Origin of the sequence: Streptomyces sp. GbtcB6 (assembly GCF_019091475.1) — a bacterium.
Classification (GTDB): Bacteria; Actinomycetota; Actinomycetes; order Streptomycetales; family Streptomycetaceae; genus Streptomyces; species Streptomyces hyaluromycini.
Map to the genome: position 1 here is coordinate 93,816 of NZ_JAGXJL010000026.1, position 15,978 is coordinate 109,793.

Annotated in this window: 10 protein-coding genes; 8 read left to right on the plus strand and 2 right to left on the minus strand. The window is 68.5% G+C overall.

What is annotated here, in order from left to right; translation table 11 throughout:
- Positions 1–410 precede the first annotated feature (410 nt).
- Positions 411–2,507, minus strand: a complete 2,097-nt coding sequence (locus KVT45_RS35150; RefSeq protein ID WP_254647793.1) for a glycoside hydrolase family 97 protein — start codon at positions 2,505–2,507, stop codon at positions 411–413.
- 569 nt (positions 2,508–3,076) lie between these two features.
- Between KVT45_RS35150 and KVT45_RS35155 the strand changes: the two genes are divergently transcribed.
- The 6 genes from KVT45_RS35155 (at position 3,077) to KVT45_RS35180 (ending at position 12,049) form a co-directional block, all read left to right on the plus strand.
- The gene (locus KVT45_RS35155) at positions 3,077–4,561 is read left to right on the plus strand and encodes an RICIN domain-containing protein (protein WP_254647794.1); all 1,485 of its coding nucleotides are present in this window, start codon (positions 3,077–3,079) and stop codon (positions 4,559–4,561) included.
- Between the two features lie 231 nt (positions 4,562–4,792).
- Positions 4,793–6,988 (plus strand): MMPL family transporter, encoded by a 2,196-nt coding sequence (locus KVT45_RS35160; protein WP_217553201.1) that lies wholly within the window; start codon positions 4,793–4,795, stop codon positions 6,986–6,988.
- Between the two features lie 5 nt (positions 6,989–6,993).
- Positions 6,994–8,193 (plus strand): sensor histidine kinase, encoded by a 1,200-nt coding sequence (locus tag KVT45_RS35165; RefSeq protein WP_217553202.1) that lies wholly within the window; start codon positions 6,994–6,996, stop codon positions 8,191–8,193.
- Positions 8,190–8,828, plus strand: a complete 639-nt coding sequence (locus KVT45_RS35170; protein ID WP_217553203.1) for a response regulator transcription factor — start codon at positions 8,190–8,192, stop codon at positions 8,826–8,828. Before KVT45_RS35165 ends, KVT45_RS35170 begins: the two co-directional genes overlap by 4 nt.
- A 330-nt stretch (positions 8,829–9,158) precedes the next feature.
- Positions 9,159–10,205: a lytic polysaccharide monooxygenase auxiliary activity family 9 protein gene (locus tag KVT45_RS35175; protein ID WP_217553204.1), complete on the plus strand. Its 1,047-nt coding sequence runs from the start codon at positions 9,159–9,161 to the stop codon at positions 10,203–10,205.
- Between the two features lie 206 nt (positions 10,206–10,411).
- On the plus strand, positions 10,412–12,049 hold the full coding sequence (locus KVT45_RS35180) for an FAD-dependent oxidoreductase (RefSeq protein WP_217553205.1): 1,638 nt from the start codon (positions 10,412–10,414) through the stop codon (positions 12,047–12,049).
- Positions 12,050–12,467: 418 nt separating this feature from the next.
- Here KVT45_RS35180 and KVT45_RS35185 read toward each other — a convergent pair whose 3' ends face one another.
- Entirely contained in the window at positions 12,468–13,229 is a 762-nt protein-coding gene (locus KVT45_RS35185) for an ATP-binding cassette domain-containing protein (RefSeq protein WP_217553206.1), read from the minus strand.
- 256 nt (positions 13,230–13,485) lie between these two features.
- Here KVT45_RS35185 and KVT45_RS35190 point away from each other — a divergent pair, with 256 nt between their 5' ends.
- A complete protein-coding gene (locus KVT45_RS35190) occupies positions 13,486–14,529 on the plus strand; it encodes a substrate-binding domain-containing protein (RefSeq protein ID WP_217553207.1) in 1,044 nt (347 codons plus the stop codon).
- Between the two features lie 40 nt (positions 14,530–14,569).
- The gene (locus KVT45_RS35195) at positions 14,570–15,592 is read left to right on the plus strand and encodes an ABC transporter permease (RefSeq protein ID WP_217553208.1); all 1,023 of its coding nucleotides are present in this window, start codon (positions 14,570–14,572) and stop codon (positions 15,590–15,592) included.
- Positions 15,593–15,978 lie beyond the last annotated feature (386 nt).

Here is a 15,978-nt window from a genome sequence, read left to right on the forward strand (position 1 = left end):
GGCGAGATGGCTACCGTCGCGGAAACGGCTGCATGAGCGTCAATGCGATCGCACCTATGCGAATCTTCGTACAGATCCACCACGAGTTGGGCGGCATCGAGCACGGAGTGGAACTCTCCCACGCCTCCGAGCCGAGGGCGTGCCCATGGCGTGCCCCCAAAGCTGGTCAACCACGGTCAACAGCGGTGCGATCGCGTCTCCTCGGGCACCATGTCAGGGCGCATAACACCAGGTCAGCAGGTATCGAGCTGCGCAAGCGCCGTCGCTTCCCAAGCTGAGAGCGCGAGTTGGATTCTCGTCACCCGCTCTATGACGAAGGCCCGGCGCCGGTCTCCTCGGGTACACCGAGGCGGTCACGCCGCAGCCAGTCGACGGCCGTGCCCAGGACAGCGGCCGCGCCGGCCAGGGGATCAGCTTGTCGGGGTCAGGATCACCGACTGTCCGCCCGCGCTCGTCATGGCCACGCTGAGCGTGGTACCGGAGGTGACCGTCCGGGTGCTGACGACCGTGGGGGTCGCGTGCGGGGTGCTGCCCGCCGTGCCGTCGGCGTAGACGGTGGCCGTGTAGGACGTGCCGCTGTCGAGGAAGTCCAGCGGGACCGACACCGTTCGGGCATCCTCGTTGTTCATCGCGCCGAGGAACCATGTGGTGCCGCTGCGGCGGGCCACGGCGACGTACTCGCCGAGGGAGGCCGCGATCGTGGTGCTCTCGTCCCAGGTGGTGGGGATGGCGTCGAACCAGCCCAGGCCGGGCCAGTTGGCGGTGGTGGCGTAGGCGGACGGCTTGGAGTACCAGTAGAGGAAGTTCAGCGGCTGGTAGTAGACGGCGGCCATGGCCATCTGGTGGTTGTTGGTGGTCTGGTCGCGCGACTGGCCGTAGCAGATCGTGTAGTCCATGGGGCCGCCGACGTTGCGGGCGAAGGGCAGCAGGATGTTGTTCGTGGCGGTCGGGAACTGCTCGTTGCCCCGGACGCCCTCCAAGCTGATCCAGTTGGGGTACGTGCGCTCGTACCCCCACGGCCGGACGTCGTCGTGCATGTCGATCAGCAGTTCGTACTTGGCCGCGGTCCTGGCCCAGGTGATGATCTGGTTGGTCATGGTCTGGGTGCCGTCGTTGATGAAGCCGAGCTTGATGCCTGCCACGCCCCGGCTCTTGTAGAGATCGAACAGGGTGTCCGGGTCGGTCAGGGCGATGCGGTTGACGTACAGAAAGACACCGACGCCGTTGGTCGTGGCGTAGTCGATCACCGTGGGCAGGTCGATGGCGGATATCGCGGCGGTGGCGTCGGTCGTGGTGAACTCCGGGCCGTACCAGCCGGCGTCGTACTCGATGTAGTCCAGGTTGCGGGCGACGGCGAAGTCCACGCCGGCGGTCCCGGCGGCGGTGGTCAGCTCGCAGCGGAACACCTTGCCCGGCTTGATCCAGGAGGTGTCCGACAGAGCGCAGGCCGGGGCCAGGTTGAGCACGAGTTCGGCGTTGTCGATCAGATCGCCGGCCTCGTCGCCGAGCACCAGCACACGCCACGGCGTGGTGAACGGCGTGGTGACGGTCGAAGTGGTCTGCGCCGTGCCGGAGGAGCGGGCGGGCTTCGTCATCAGATACGTCTTGAGCGTGTTGCTCTCACCGGTGACCGAACTGATCATCGACCGCGGGTAGTTGACCCGGGAGGACTCGCAGATGGTGGCGAACAGTCCGCTGTCCAGGGTGACCAGCAGTGGCAGGTCGCTCAGGTAGCCGTAGTCGGTGCTGGAGGGGCCGGTGTACGGGATGGCGTCCGGCGCGACGGCGCTGTAGGCGGCCTCGTCCCGGGCGCTGTAGATCGTGGTGCTGTCGGGGAAGACCCAGGTGGTCAGTTCGTCGGAGATGATGGCGCTGCCGGTGTCCAGCAGGACGTAGCGCAGCGCGACGCCGGTGTCGTAGGCGCGCAGTTGGACGGCGAAGTCGACGCCGCTGGTGCTGTCGTGGAGGTTCCAGCGCATCTCCTGGTAGTGGTCGCGGACGGTCGCGTTGCGGCCGAAGACCGGGGTCCAGGTGCTGTCCTTGGTCCAGTGCTGGTAGCTGGTCACCGAAACGTTGGCGGTGCCCAGTTCGGTGCCGTCGCTCAGTTTCAGGCCCAGCACCGAGGTGTCGAGGACCGTCGTGCCGCTGCGCCTGACCGACCAGTTGAGCATCCCGCCGACCAGGGACATCGAGATCTTGTTCCTGCCGTCCGGCGAGGTTGCCGTGATCGACGAGTCGGCTGCCTGGGCCGCGGGCCCGGTGCCGAGGCCCAGGATCGCACTCCCCGTCGTGACCGCAGCCCCCTTCAGGATTCCTCTTCGGGACAACCCCCCGGAGCCCCCGGGCGCGTGCGGGCGGTTGCGCGGGTCTTCGGATCCGAAGGCTTCCATGGAGTGTGCACCTCTTCGTCGAGCGAACTGCACGGACGGGGGCGGCACATGCCGGCGCCGGGGCGACATCAGGGTGATCGCCCAGAAGAAGTCGTTGGCCTTGTGCGGTGTTGACATGTCCTTTGCGGCAGAGGTTGCCACTACTCAAACAAAAACAACCAGGAATGAACGCTATCCGATATGCAGGGGATGTTCTACGCCCTTCTCGATCGACTGGTCAACCACTTCGACCCGATATTTGAAACTTGACCATGGGTCAGTAAAGGTCAAAGCTCCACCAATAAGAGCGAATCGGACTCCTCACAGAAGGAGACATGAAAGGCCATGGTCGATCACCGGTGCCTGTGGATCTCCAGTGATCCAGTCGTACATCCGGCGCAAATCTCATCGGACTTCGCCGGCCGGCATGCCTCGCGCGGCGAATCAGTCGCGAATGAACAAAATCCAAACCCACACCCTTGACAGGCTTTCTGACGCGGGCTGTCATTAACCCGCCATGCGGCGGATGCACCATTCGTCTCCCCGACAGCCGGACACCGCACCCGGCCCGCCGCACCCGGCTTCCCCGTACCCGACACCATCCGTCCCCCCACTCGGGATCCCGGACGGCGATTCGCCGTACCCGCCCGAGCAGGGACAGTGCACCGGGAACCTCGACGAAGAGGTGAAGAAAGATGTTCAAGGGAATGTCTCCCAGCCACGGCGGACGTCCGTGGCGCAGTGCCGCCCTCTCGCTCCTGACCCTGCTCGCAGGTGTCGCGGCGCTCCTGATACCCGCACCGCTCGCCCGGGCCGCCACCACCGTGACCTTCACGACCGGCGCCGCGCGGACCGACACCAGTGGCAACACCCTCCAGCTGCACGGCATGGGCATCATCAAGGTCGGTGACACCTGGTACGGCTTCGGCGAGGACAAGACGGGCGAGACCTCGTCCGACACGTCCTTCCAGGCCATCACCTGCTACAGCTCGACCGACCTGGCGAACTGGACCTTCGTCGGCGACGCGCTGTCCGTGCAGAGCAGCGGAGACCTCGGCCCGTCGCGGGTGGTGGAGCGGCCGAAGGTGATCTACAACTCGTCGACCGGCAAGTACGTGATGTACCTGCACATCGACAGCACCAGCTACTCCGAGGCCAAGGTCGGCGTCGCCACCAGCGACACGCCCTGCGGCACCTACACCTACCAGGGCAGCTCCCAGCCGCTGGGCCACCTCAGCCGTGACATCGGCCTCTTCCAGGACGACGACGGCACCGCGTACCTGATGACAGAGGACCGTTCCTACGGCCTGCGCATCGACCTGCTCTCCGACGACTACCTGTCCGTGGTGAGCACGGTGGCCATCCTGGGCGGCTCCGGCAGCTCCAGCTACGAGGCGCCTGCCATGGTCAAGAGCAACGGCGTCTACTACCTGCTGGCTTCACACCTGACCGGCTGGAGCCTGAACGACAACGTCTACGCCACCACCACCTCCCTCAGCGGGACTTGGTCCTCGTTCAGGAACTTCGCCGCCCCGGGCACCCATACGTACGGCAGCCAGACCGCCAACATCATCACCGTGGCCGGCACCTCCGGAACCACGTTCATCTACGCGGGCGACCGCTGGAACACCTCCGACCTGGGCGCGTCCAAGCTCGTCTGGCTGCCCATGACCATCAGCGGCACGGTGGTGAACGTGGGCCAGTACCCGACCTGGTCGCTGGACGTCTCGGCGGGGACGTGGACGCCGAACTCGGGCGTGCCGAGCGCGGCGGCGCACACGCTGACCAACGCCAACAGCTCGATGCTCCTGGACGTGTCCGGCGCCTCCACCGCGACCAACGCCAAGATCGTTCAGGCGTCCTCCACCGGCGGGACCGACCAGCAGTGGACCGCGACCAAGGTCTCGGACAACATCTACACGCTCACGAACGTCAACAGCGGACTGTGCCTGGACGTCCCCAGCAAGTCCACCGCGGAGAACCGCCAGCTCATCCAGTGGACCTGCAACGGCGGCACCAATCAGCAGTTCTTCTTCGACCTGGTCGGCAGCTACACGGGCAAGGTCTTCATGCTGGTCAACGTCAACAGTGATCTGCACCTCGGCGTGCTGGACAGCTCGACGACGACCGGAGCACAGGTCGTCCAACTGACGGGCACGGGCGCCACAAGCCAGAAGTGGACTGTCGGCTGACCTCCTCGGGACGATCCGGGTGAACAGGGGGGGCGCAGCACCACTGCGTTCCCCTGCCACCACACCTCATGGACGGGATCGGACCCCTGCGCCGTGTGCGTTCGCGACGGCGTCCCGGTCAGTGCCCGGCTCGCGGGGGCCTCTCCCGGTCCGCGTCCACCGATCGGTGGACGCGAAGTTCAACCGGGTGCCTCTGTCTGCCAACTACCCGGGACAGCAAGGCTTTCGGGCATGAGGTCACTCACTGTTCGCATGGCGCGTTGGAGCGCCCGGCACCCCTGGCGGGCCATCGTCGGCTGGCTTGTGTTCGTGGTGCTGTGCCTGGCGGTCGGCAGTGCCGTCGGCACGCACAGTGCCACTACGGCCGACTACCGGGTCGGCGAGGCCGGCCGGGCGGAGGCGATGGCCGCCGAGGGCCATCTGGAACGCAGGTCCACCGAGCAGGTGCTGATCTCCTCCCGGTCGGGCCCCCTCGACCGGGCCGCGGCCGAGGCCGCCGCGAGAGACCTGACCGCCCGGATGAAGCGGCTGCCCGAGGTGGCGGGCGTGGCCGACCCGCTGCTGTCCGGGGACCGCCGGATCCTCATGGTCGAGGTGGCCCTCAAGGGCGAGGAACGTGACGCGAAGGACAAGGTCGACGCGCTGCTCGCCCAGACCGAGGCCGTGGGGAAGGCGCATCCCCGGCTGTTGCTGGAGGAAACCGGGAGTCCCTCCATCAGCAAGGGAGTCGACCAGCAGCGCGGCGACGACCTGGCGCTGTCGGAGGAGATCACGCTGCCCATCACCCTGGTCACCCTGTTGGTCGTCTTCGGGTCCGTGACCATGGCGGGGGTGCCGCTGCTGCTGGCCCTGTCGTCGATCGCGGCGGCCGTCGGACTGTCGATGGTGGCCTCGCACCTGTCCCCCGACGCCGGGGTCGGCACGAACGTCATCCTGATGATCGGCCTCGCCGTCGGCGTCGACTACACGCTCTTCTACCTCAAGCGGGAGCGTGAGGAGCGGGCACGCGCGGCCGGCCGGCTGAGCTCCGAGGCGCTGGTGGAGCTGGCCGCGGCGACCTCCGGGCGGGCGGTCGTGATCTCCGGGCTCGCGGTCGTGGCCTCCACCGCGACGCTGTATCTCGCCTCCGACGTCATCTTCTCCTCGCTGGCCACCGGCACCATCGTCGTCGTCCTGGTCGCGGTGGCCAGTTCCCTGACGGCGCTGCCGGCGCTGCTGGTCAAGCTCGGACAGCGCGCCGAGCGCAGGGCCCGGCGGCGCGCCGAACGCGGCAAGCCGGCGCGCCCGATCCGGGGCGACGGCGGCGGCCGGGTGTGGGCCGCGCTGCTGCGGCCGGCGAGCAGGCACCCTCTCGCCACCCTGTGCGTCTCGGTTCTCGCCCTGCTCGCCCTCGTGACCCCGTTGGCAGGCCTGAAGATCACGGAGATGAGCAGGGACACACACTCCCGGGACATCCCCGCCATGCGGGTGTACGACCGGCTCAACGAGGAGTTCCCGGAGCAGCGGGTCACGCACCAGGTCGTCGTACGCGCCGACGCCGCGCGCGCCGCCGAGGTCACCGGGGCGCTGCGCGAGCTGGCCCGGCGCGCCGACGCCGACCCGCTGTTCGCCGGTGCCTCGGGCATCCGGACGTCGGCCGACCACCGGATCAGCGTGCTCGAACTGAAGGTGCCGTACCTGGGTAATTCCGAGCAGGCTTACGACTCCCTCGACCACCTGCGGGACGACTACCTGCCCGCGACCGTCGGGCGGATCGACGGGGCGGAGTACGCAGTGAGCGGGGACGTCGCCCGGTACGTGGACTATCCCGCTCACCAGAACAGCAAACTCCCCCTGGTCCTCGGGGCGTTGCTGCTGGTCACCTTCGCGATGACGGCGTACGCGTTCCGCTCCGTGGTACTGGGTCTGATCGGTGTCGTACTGAATCTGCTGTCCGCGGCGGCGGCGCTCGGACTGCTGGTCCTGGTCTTCCAGGGGACCTGGGCCGAAGGGCTGCTGGACTTCCGCTCCACCGGTTCCATCGGCTCGCGCGTACCGCTGTTCCTCTTCGTGATCCTCTTCGGGCTCTCGATGGACTACCAGGTGTTCGTGGTGAGCCGGATCAGGGAGGCCGTGCTCGCGGGCGTGTCCACCCGGCAGGCCGTGCTCGACGGAATCCGCAGGTCGGCGAGCGTGGTGACCAGCGCCGCGGTGGTGATGACGACGGTGTTCTCGAGTTTCGTCTTCCTGCACATCATCGAGATGAAGCAGATCGGCTTCGTCCTCGCGGCGGCCGTGCTGCTCGACGCCTTCGTCGTCCGGATCATGGTCCTGCCGTCGGCGATGCTGCTGCTCGGCGAGGCGAGCTGGTGGCCCTCGCGGGCGGCAGGGCGCAAGGGGGCGGCGGCTCAAATCCCCGACGGGGAACTGGTGGTCGACGTACGTTGATCGGTATGACCGCTCTCGCCGACCCCTCGGCCGACGCCTTCTGGGCCACGTCGCTGCGCCGGTGGAACACGGTGTGCTGGGCACTGTTCGGTGCGATGGCCGTCGGGCTGGTGACGGCGGCTCCGTCCGGCGGGAGCAAGTACAAGGCGCTCGCGCTGTTCGGCTGCGTGGTGCTGTGCTACGCGGTTCTCGACCGCTTCCCGGGGAACCCAGTCGTACGTCCGCAGGTCTATCTCTCGGTGCTGGTGCTCGCACTCGGCGGGCTGGCGTATCTGGGCAGCAGCTATGCGGCGCTGTTCATGGTGACGCTGCCGCACTACTGGATGTTCGGGCGTACTCCGAGGACTTCCATGGGGTTCCTCGGAGCGGCCACCGGTGTCACGCTGACCGGGGCCCTGGTCCGGCAGGGCTGGTCGGCGGAGTTCTTCGGCGAGACGCTGGTGTCCACCCTGATCGTGGTCGCGGTGGGTGTGCTGATCGGCCTGTGGGCGCACTCGGTCGTCGCGCAGAGCAGCGAACGGGCGCGGCTGATCGAGGAGTTGGAGCGGACGGAGGCGCAGCTGTCCGAGGCTCACCAGCGGCAGGGCGCGGCGGACGAACGGGAACGCATCGCACGGGACATCCACGACACGCTCGCGCAGGGCTTCGCTTCGATCATCGTCCTCGCGGAGGCGGCACGGGCGGGCATGTCCGACGATCCGGCGCGCAGCGCCCGGCAACTGTGGTCGATCGAATCCACCGCTCGTGAAAACCTCGCCGAGGCCCGGGAGTTGGTGGGCTCGGCGAGGCAGCCGGGTCCGGGCCGGGTGGCGGCCGGTACGGTCGCGCAGACGCTGCGCCGCACTCTGGACCGCTTCGCGGAGGACACCGGGCTCGCCGTGGACGCCGATCTGGCAGACCTGGAGTGCGACCAGCAGACCCGGATCGCGCTGCTGCGCTGCACCCAGGAGTCCCTGGCCAACGTGCGCAAACACGCGCGCGCGTCCACGGTGGGGGTGGTGCTGGTCCGGCGTCCGTACGGAGTGGAGCTGGAGATCACCGACGACGGCAGCGGGTTCGTGGCGGGGGAGTCGACGGGCTTCGGGCTCGACGGCATGCGCAAGCGACTGGCGGAGCTGGGCGGGAGGCTCACGGTGACGAGTTCGGTGGGCGACGGTACACGGATCCTGGCGATGATCCCGCCGGCGAGCGAGGTGGAGGCATGAGGGAACGAGGTCTGCGCATCGTCGTGGTGGACGATCACACCGTGATGCGGGCCGGAGTGGTCGCCCTGCTCGCGGCCGAGGACAGCATCGAGATCGTCGGCGAGGCGGGCGACGGACGCGCGGCGCTCGAACTCGTCGAGCGGTACGACCCCGATGTCGCCCTGGTCGATCTGCGGATGCCCGAGCTCGACGGGGTGGCCACGACGACCGAGATCGTCGCCCGGTATCCGCGTACCCGGGTGCTGATCCTGACGACGTACGACACCGACACGGAGATCGAGCGCGGTGTGGAGGCCGGGGCCATCGGCTATCTGCTCAAGGACACCACTCGCGAGCAGCTCGTCGACGCCAGCCACGCGGCGGCACGCGGCGAGACGGTGCTCGCTCCCCGGGTCGCCGAGAAGCTCGTGGCGCGGATGCGGCGTCCCGTCCAGGACCCGCTGACCGACCGCGAGACCGACGTCCTCAACGCGGTGGCCGACGGCCTCACCAACGCCGAGATCGGCAGACGCCTCGTGATCGCCGAGGCCACGGTGAAGACGCATCTGCTGCGCCTGTTCGCCAAGCTCGATGTGAACGACCGGACGAGGGCGGTGGTGGTGGCCATGGAGAGGGGGTTCCTGCGACGGCCTTAGCAGCGCCTTGGCCCGCAGCGACAGGAGATGTCTTCCAGGGCCGGCCGCGCCGGCTCGCGCCGGCTCCACAGCTCGGTCAGCAGCTCCCGCTCCCACAACCGCCAAGCCTGTGACCGTCATGGGCACCTCCACGCCGCACGGACGGTGTCACTCCGGTGCCCGAAGACCGCACGCCTCGCATGTCTGCCCAGTGTCGGCCGCCTGCGCCTCCGAGTCGCCGCACTTGCAGTATGCATATGCCCAAATACAGTGAGTAGTGACATTTGGGTGGTTCGGTGCGGTGTTGTCGCGATGGATCACCCATTCTGTGCGACTGAGAGGAGCACCCAGATGCAGCCCCACCCTGAGGACCTGCGTGCGGAGGCGACCTACCGCGATGACGGTCACGTCAAGCTTGAGGGCATCTCCCTCACCTGGCAGATCGGCCAGAACGCTCCTGACCAGGGACTCACGGAGCCGCCCGACTGGAACACCGGCCGGCCGGACTACCCGCACCACTACGAGGTGTGGTTGGACGGGCGGCTGGCGCAGACGGTGGACCTGTACTGGGCGGGCTGGTATCCGCACTGGCAGGCGGCGAACCGGCACTGGGTGTGCCTGGGTGAGGCTCCGGCCCGCGAGTACCGGGTGAAGATCCGGGCCCGGCACGCGGACGGCTCGTGGGGGCCGTTCACGGACGAGCTCACCGTCGACACGTCCACGTCCAAGCCCTACAACGTGTTCATCCCCGCGCGCACCGAGGAACGTCAGGAGGGCGGCCGGGAGCGGCACGGGAGTCTGGAGTTCCCGGTCAGCAGGGCGATCCTGGCGATCCGCGACGAGGACGATGCGCCGATCTGCCAGAAGGCACGCGAGCTGAACACCTCGACCACCTGGCAGGAAGTGGTGCCTCCCGGCATGGTCGGCAATCCGCCGTGGAACGAGGCCCGCGGGTACCTGGAGTACCGGAAGTTCTTCCAGGGCACCGACGTGGCGTCGGCTGCGAATCCCGCCTTCCAGGGCCTGGACCTGCCCGGCGGGGACGGCCTGGGTGACTGGCCGACCAGCACGCTGGAGGCCGTCGACGGCCGGCACACCTTCACCTACAACTACAGGCAGAACCACATGGGCCCGAAGTGGACACACCAGTGGTTCATCACCTCGGAGGGCTGGGACCCGGCGCAGGGCATCTCCTGGGACGTGCTGGAGCCGACTCCCTTCATGGTCGAGTACCACGGCAGCGGCACGCACGCCGACCAGGAGCTGCAGTACACGACGGAGGCACTGGCGTCCCGGCGGGGACGGCATGCCATCGTCAACATCTGGGGTGGCGGCGACGCCGGACACGACTCCGTGGGCGAGTTCTTCGTCAGCGTCTCCGACGTCGACTTCCACTAGACCCCTCGGCCCCCGCCCGCCACAGCCCGGGAAAGTCCCGTCGAGCGGTGCCGTACCCGCAACTCGCGGCACGCTCCAGCGCCTGGGCTCATGTCCCTCCGAGGCTGTCCCACGGCCACACCCGGCCGCCGCGCCACGGCAGCGCAAGCTGCCGGCGCCGGGCGAGCCGGGAGCCGCCCCGTCCCGTCCCGTCCGAGAGGTGAGCCATGAGTACACGCAAGTCCGCCACCCCCGCCGCACAGTCGCTCTACCACGCCATGTCCGGCCTCGGCGGCCCGCTGAGCTCCGGCGAAGGCACCGCGCCCGACTTCGCCGCCGCACCGCGCGCGGCGGCCGGCGAGGAGCAGTCGGTACTGATCCTCGGCGCGGGGGTCGGCGGCCTCACCGCCGCCTACGAACTGGGCAAGCTCGGTTACCGGTGCACGGTCCTGGAGCCCCAGCCCCGCACCGGCGGCCGCAACCGCACCGCCCGCAAGGGGGACAAGCTGTACGAACTCGACGGCGAGGGCAACAGCCCGGTGCTGACCCACACCTGCGCGTTCGACCAGGGCCTGTACCTCAACCTCGGCCCCGGACGCATCCCCTACCACCACCGCCGAGTCCTCCGGTACTGCACCGACCTCGGGGTGACGCTGGAGCCGTACATCATGGAAACCACGGCGAACGTCCTGCACCGCGCGGGGCACACCCCGCCCGGCCGGCCCTGGCGCAACCGGCGGATCGCCAACGACACCCGCGGCCACCTCGCCGCGCTCCTGTCCGCCACCCTGACCGAGGAGGACGAGTTCACCGGGCTGCTGCGGGACCTGCTGCACAAGTTCGGCGACCTGGACGAGGAGAACGAGTACCACGGCTCCACCCGCTCCGGCTACGACGAGCCGCTCGACGTCCACGAATTCCCCCGGCCCGCGCCCCCGCTGCCCCTCGCCGAACTGGTTCGGTCGGAGTTCTGGAAGCACAGGTTCTACCAGCCGGTGGACTACCTGTGGCAGCCCACGATGTTCCAGCCGGTCGGCGGCATGGACAAGATCGTCCACGCCCTCACCGAGCGGATCACCTCCGAGTACGACGTGACCGTCGAACTCAAGGCCGAGGTCACCTCGATCGACCTGGCGGGCGACGCGGTCAGCGTCACCTACCGCTCGGGTGGACAGGAACTGACGACGACGGCGGACTACTGCGTGAGCAACATCCCGCTGCCGGTGCTCAAGCAGCTCACGCTGACCGGCTTCTCCACAGCGTTCCGGAACGCCGTGAAAGCGGTGGGCTTCGCGCCGACGTGCAAGGTCGGCTGGCAGGCCAACCGGCGGTTCTGGGAGGACGACCACAACCAGATCTACGGCGGCATCAGCTGGACCGACCACCCCATCACCCAGTTCTGGTACCCGTCCAACGACTACTTCTCCGAGACGGGCACCCTCACCGGCGCGTACAACTTCGGCGAGTACGCCGAGGACATGGGCAAACGCACGCCGGCCGACCGGCTGCGCCTGGCCCGCGACGGAGCGGCACAGCTGCACCCGGAGTTCCTGGAGAAGACCACCGTGCCCCAGGACCTGGGGGTGACCATCGCCTGGCACAAGGTGCCCCACCAACTCGGTGGCTGGGCCGACTGGGACCCGGCCGACCCTGACCACCAGGTCGCCTACAAGCAGCTCCTCCAGCCCGAGGGCGACGGCCGTTTCTACGTCGTCGGCGACCAGGCATCCCCGCTGCCCGGCTGGCAGGAAGGGGCCATGATGTCGGCGCAGTACGTCGTCGCCCAGATCCTCGGCCTCCTCCCGCGCACCGCCCCCACGGCCGTCCAGGTCCCCGACGCCGCCTTCCTCACCCAGGGACTCTGACCACGACACGGCGCCCCGGGTCCGGATCTGCGGCGGATCCGGGCCGAGGGCGTGTACGCCGACAGTGGGCAAGAAACCAGACCAAGAGCGATCCGGGCGCGGCGGTGACAGTCATGACGTGAGGCGATCGGGAATGGGCACCGGGCACTCCGGGAGCCGGCGGCGCACCGCCTGGGTTCGCTGCCGCCCAGCTGTCTCGCCGGATGCCCGGCACTCCCCGGCCACGCTCCTTCGTGTCCCGGACCAGCACCTGCCTCGGGTGGTTGTCGGCCGTGATCTCCGGCATCACGACACGACCCGGCTCGTCCAGCGCGGGTCGTCGACCGCGCTTTGCCTCCGATGCCGGTCGTCACCGGGGGCGATTGCCGGCGGGTGAGGCATCCACGTCACGTGGCACGCGGAGGCCGGGCGGTCGTGGTCATTTGTTGCTCGCGACGCCGACGATGGAGGAGAAGATCCTTTCCTGCGGTGTGGTCGGCACATGGAAGAGGCCGTTGTTGCGGCCCAGCCGCAGCACCGCCGCCTCGTCCGCCACAGCCTTGACGTCTCCCAGGTTGTGGCTGATGAGAATCACCCCGACGTCCTGTTCGCGGAGCTCGTCGACGAGATCGAGGACATGACCGGCCTGAGAAACGCCCAGCGCCGCGGTGGGCTCATCGAGGAGGACCACCTTCGGCCGGCCGAGAAGCGCGCGGGAGATCGCCACGGTCTGCCGCTGGCCCGCCGACAGCGAAGCGACCGGAGCTCGCACGTCGGGAACACGGATGCCCAGTGCGTCGAGCTGCTGTCGAGCCTCCCCGCGCATGCCGTCCTTGTCCATCAACCGGAACAGGCGTCCCCGGGCACCGGGGCACCGCCGTTCCCGTCCCAGGAAGAGGTTTTCGGCGACATCGAGGTAGTCGCACAGCGCCAGGTTCTGGTACACGGTCGCGATGCCCAGGCGCTGAGCGATCCGAGGGGTCCTGATGTGGACGACCTGGCCCTCCCACTCGATGACGCCCTTGTCGGCGGGGTCGACACCCGCGATGACCTTGATGAGGGTGGACTTGCCGGCACCGTTGTCGCCCAAAAGGGCGACAACCTCGCCTCTGCGGAGCTCCAGATCGACATCCTGGAGGGCTTGGACGGCACCGAACCGCTTGGAGATTCCGCGCAGTGACAGCAGGGGTGGCCCAGTCACGCGAATCTCACCCTCTCCGCCCCGGTCGCGGTGACGCCGCACCGCGACCGGCGGATCCCTTGCTCCCTATGTCAAATCATCATCTTTCGCCCCTCTCGGGGCGGGTGCAAACCGTCGGCCGACAGGTCGCCGAGGAGGAGACTGGACTGAGGGCATAGTGCGATATTTATTAACAATATGGGCACGCTTATGTGGATCATGGAGGCTTCCAGGCGCCGGCTCCGGCCCCGGCCCCGGTCAGAGGAGGGTGTCACCGATGGCGCACCATCACACCCTCCGCGGGCGCAGCCGGCCACGGCGCCCCCGGCAGGGGGTCACGCTCCTCCTGGTGGGCACGTTGCTGCTCGCCGCCGCCGCCGGCTGCGGCGGGAGTCAGGGCGCCTCGGGTGGTGGCGGGCACCGTAAGGTCTCGATCGGTCTGGTGACCAAGACCGAGACCAACCCGTTCTTCGTGACCATGCGCAAGGCCGCCGCGGACGCGGCGAAGAAGAACGGTGCCGAGCTCATCGCCCTGGCCGGCAAGTTCGACGGCGACAACGAGGGCCAGGTCGACGCGGTGGAGAGCCTCATCGCCCGCCATGTGCAGGGGATCCTGATCACGCCGTCGAACACGACGGGGATCCTGGGCGCCATCGCGGAAGCCCGGCGGGAGGGCATCCTGGTGATCGCGCTGGACACCGCCACGGACCCGGCGGACGCCGTGGATGCCACGTACGCGACCGACAACCTCAAGGCCGGACGCCTCCAGGGCGCGTATGTCAGGGCCGTACTCGTCGGCCGGCCGCCCGAGCTGATCATGCTGGACGGTACGGAGGGCTCCTCGGTCAGCCGGCAGCGCCACGACGGGTTCCTCAAGGGCTTCGGGATCAGGAACGACTCACCGGCGATCCGCGGGCGGGCGAACACCAATGGCGACCGCAACCTGGCGCAGACCGCGACGGAGAACCTGCTGCAGCGCACGACCCACGTGAACTCGGCCTACACCATCAACGAACCGGTGGCCGACGGTGCCTCCGCGGCCATCGCCGCACGCGGCCTCACCCGGCAGGTGACCATCGGCACCATCGACGGCGGATGCGACGGCGTGCGGGCCGTCAGAGCCGGCAAGTACGCGGCCACCGTGATGCAGTTCCCGGTCAGGATGGCCGACGACGGAGTGGCCGCGGTCACCGAGTTCGCCAAGAGCGGGAAGAAACCGGTCGGCTTCACCGACACGGGCACGCAACTCATCACCGACAAGCCGGTGCGGGGACTGGCGTCCCGCAACACGGACTGGGGACTCCGGCACTGCTGGGGATGACCCTCGGGCGCCGACCGGTGGAAGGAACCAGTAAAGGATCATGAGATCTCCCGGTACCACCAGCACCGCCGCCGAGAGAGAGCCGGGCGCCCTGTTGCGGGAGGCGCTGCGGTACGCCCTGCGCACGCCGACGGTCGGCCCCCTCGCCGCCCTGGCCGTCGCCGTACTGGTCTTCTCGCTCACGACGGACACGTTCATGACGCCGGAGAACCTCTCCCTGGTGCTGCAGCAGACCGTTGTGATCGGCACCCTGGCGCTCGGGCAGTCCCTGATCATCCTCACCGCGGGCATCGACCTGGCGAACGGGGCCATCGCGGTTCTCGGCACGATCGTCATGGCCAAGCTCGCCTTCGAGGGGGACGGCCCCGCGGCGGCGCTGCTGCTCGGCCTGGCCGTGGCGACCTTCCTCGGGGGCGTCAACGGCCTGCTCGTGGCCCGGCTGGACCTGCCCCCCTTCATCGTCACCCTCGGTGCACTGAGCGTCGTCTACGCCACGAGCAGGCTCTTTTCCGATTCCCGCAGCTATCCGGTGACCAGCGACCTGCTCGTCTTCTGGGGACATGGCGTCCACCTCGGCGGCGTACTCGTGACCTGGGGAACGTTCCTGCTCCTCGGTCTGTACGCGTTCTTCTGGTACGTGCTCACCAAGACGGGCTGGGGCAGGCACATCTACGCCGTCGGCAACGCGCCCGAGTCCTCCCATCTGGCCGGCATCAACGTCCCGCGCACGGTCCTGTCGGTCTACGTCATCGCCGGTCTCCTCTACGGCATCGCCGCCTGGCAGGCCCTCGGCCGCATCCCCAACGCCGACCCCAACGCGTACCAGACGGCGAATCTGGAGAGCATCACCGCCGTCGTCATCGGCGGGACCAGCCTCTTCGGCGGCCGGGGAAGCGTCGTCGGAACGCTGATCGGGGCACTCATCGTCAACGTGCTGCGCTCCGGTCTCACCCAGGCGGGTATCGACAGCCTCTATCAGGACATCGCGACCGGGACCCTCGTCGTCGTCGCGGTCGGCATGGACAAGATCCTGCGCAGAGGCGGCACGCGCGTACACCGGTGAACGGCTGTCCAGCGGCCGGACGTCCTGCCCCGGCGCGCCCCGAGCGGAAGCAGCGTCACGTCGTCGTCATGGGTGGCCATGTCCGGAACGAGCGTCCCGACGAGCACGCTCGCGGCCCGGTCGAGGAGCAGAGCGCGAGCCCACGATCATCGGCGGGTTCGACGACGCACGCAGGATGCCAAAGAAATTTCCCAAAATGTATTGACTTTTGGCATTTCCAGTGCAGGGTGATTACTAGACCGCAACACCGGAAGGGCCGCAAAGTCGGTGAGGACGTCTAGTCGGCGGAGTGACTCGGACAGGATGTGGTTTAGGCCCCCGGCAAGCCGGCGCGATACCGAGGCAGCAGTGACGACTGAAGCTTCAGGACACGCGCAGCACTACCG

Excerpts from the sequence above, each read along its gene's own strand:
- KVT45_RS35150 (WP_254647793.1), bottom strand. The coding sequence starts at position 2,507 with ATGTCAACACCGCACAAGGCCAACGACTTCTTCTGGGCGATCACCCTG.
- KVT45_RS35155 (WP_254647794.1), top strand. The coding sequence starts at position 3,077 with ATGTCTCCCAGCCACGGCGGACGTCCGTGGCGCAGTGCCGCCCTCTCG.
- KVT45_RS35160 (WP_217553201.1), top strand. The coding sequence starts at position 4,793 with ATGAGGTCACTCACTGTTCGCATGGCGCGTTGGAGCGCCCGGCACCCC.
- KVT45_RS35165 (WP_217553202.1), top strand. The coding sequence starts at position 6,994 with ATGACCGCTCTCGCCGACCCCTCGGCCGACGCCTTCTGGGCCACGTCG.
- KVT45_RS35170 (WP_217553203.1), top strand. The coding sequence starts at position 8,190 with ATGAGGGAACGAGGTCTGCGCATCGTCGTGGTGGACGATCACACCGTG.
- KVT45_RS35175 (WP_217553204.1), top strand. The coding sequence starts at position 9,159 with ATGCAGCCCCACCCTGAGGACCTGCGTGCGGAGGCGACCTACCGCGAT.
- KVT45_RS35180 (WP_217553205.1), top strand. The coding sequence starts at position 10,412 with ATGAGTACACGCAAGTCCGCCACCCCCGCCGCACAGTCGCTCTACCAC.
- KVT45_RS35190 (WP_217553207.1), top strand. The coding sequence starts at position 13,486 with ATGGCGCACCATCACACCCTCCGCGGGCGCAGCCGGCCACGGCGCCCC.
- KVT45_RS35195 (WP_217553208.1), top strand. The coding sequence starts at position 14,570 with ATGAGATCTCCCGGTACCACCAGCACCGCCGCCGAGAGAGAGCCGGGC.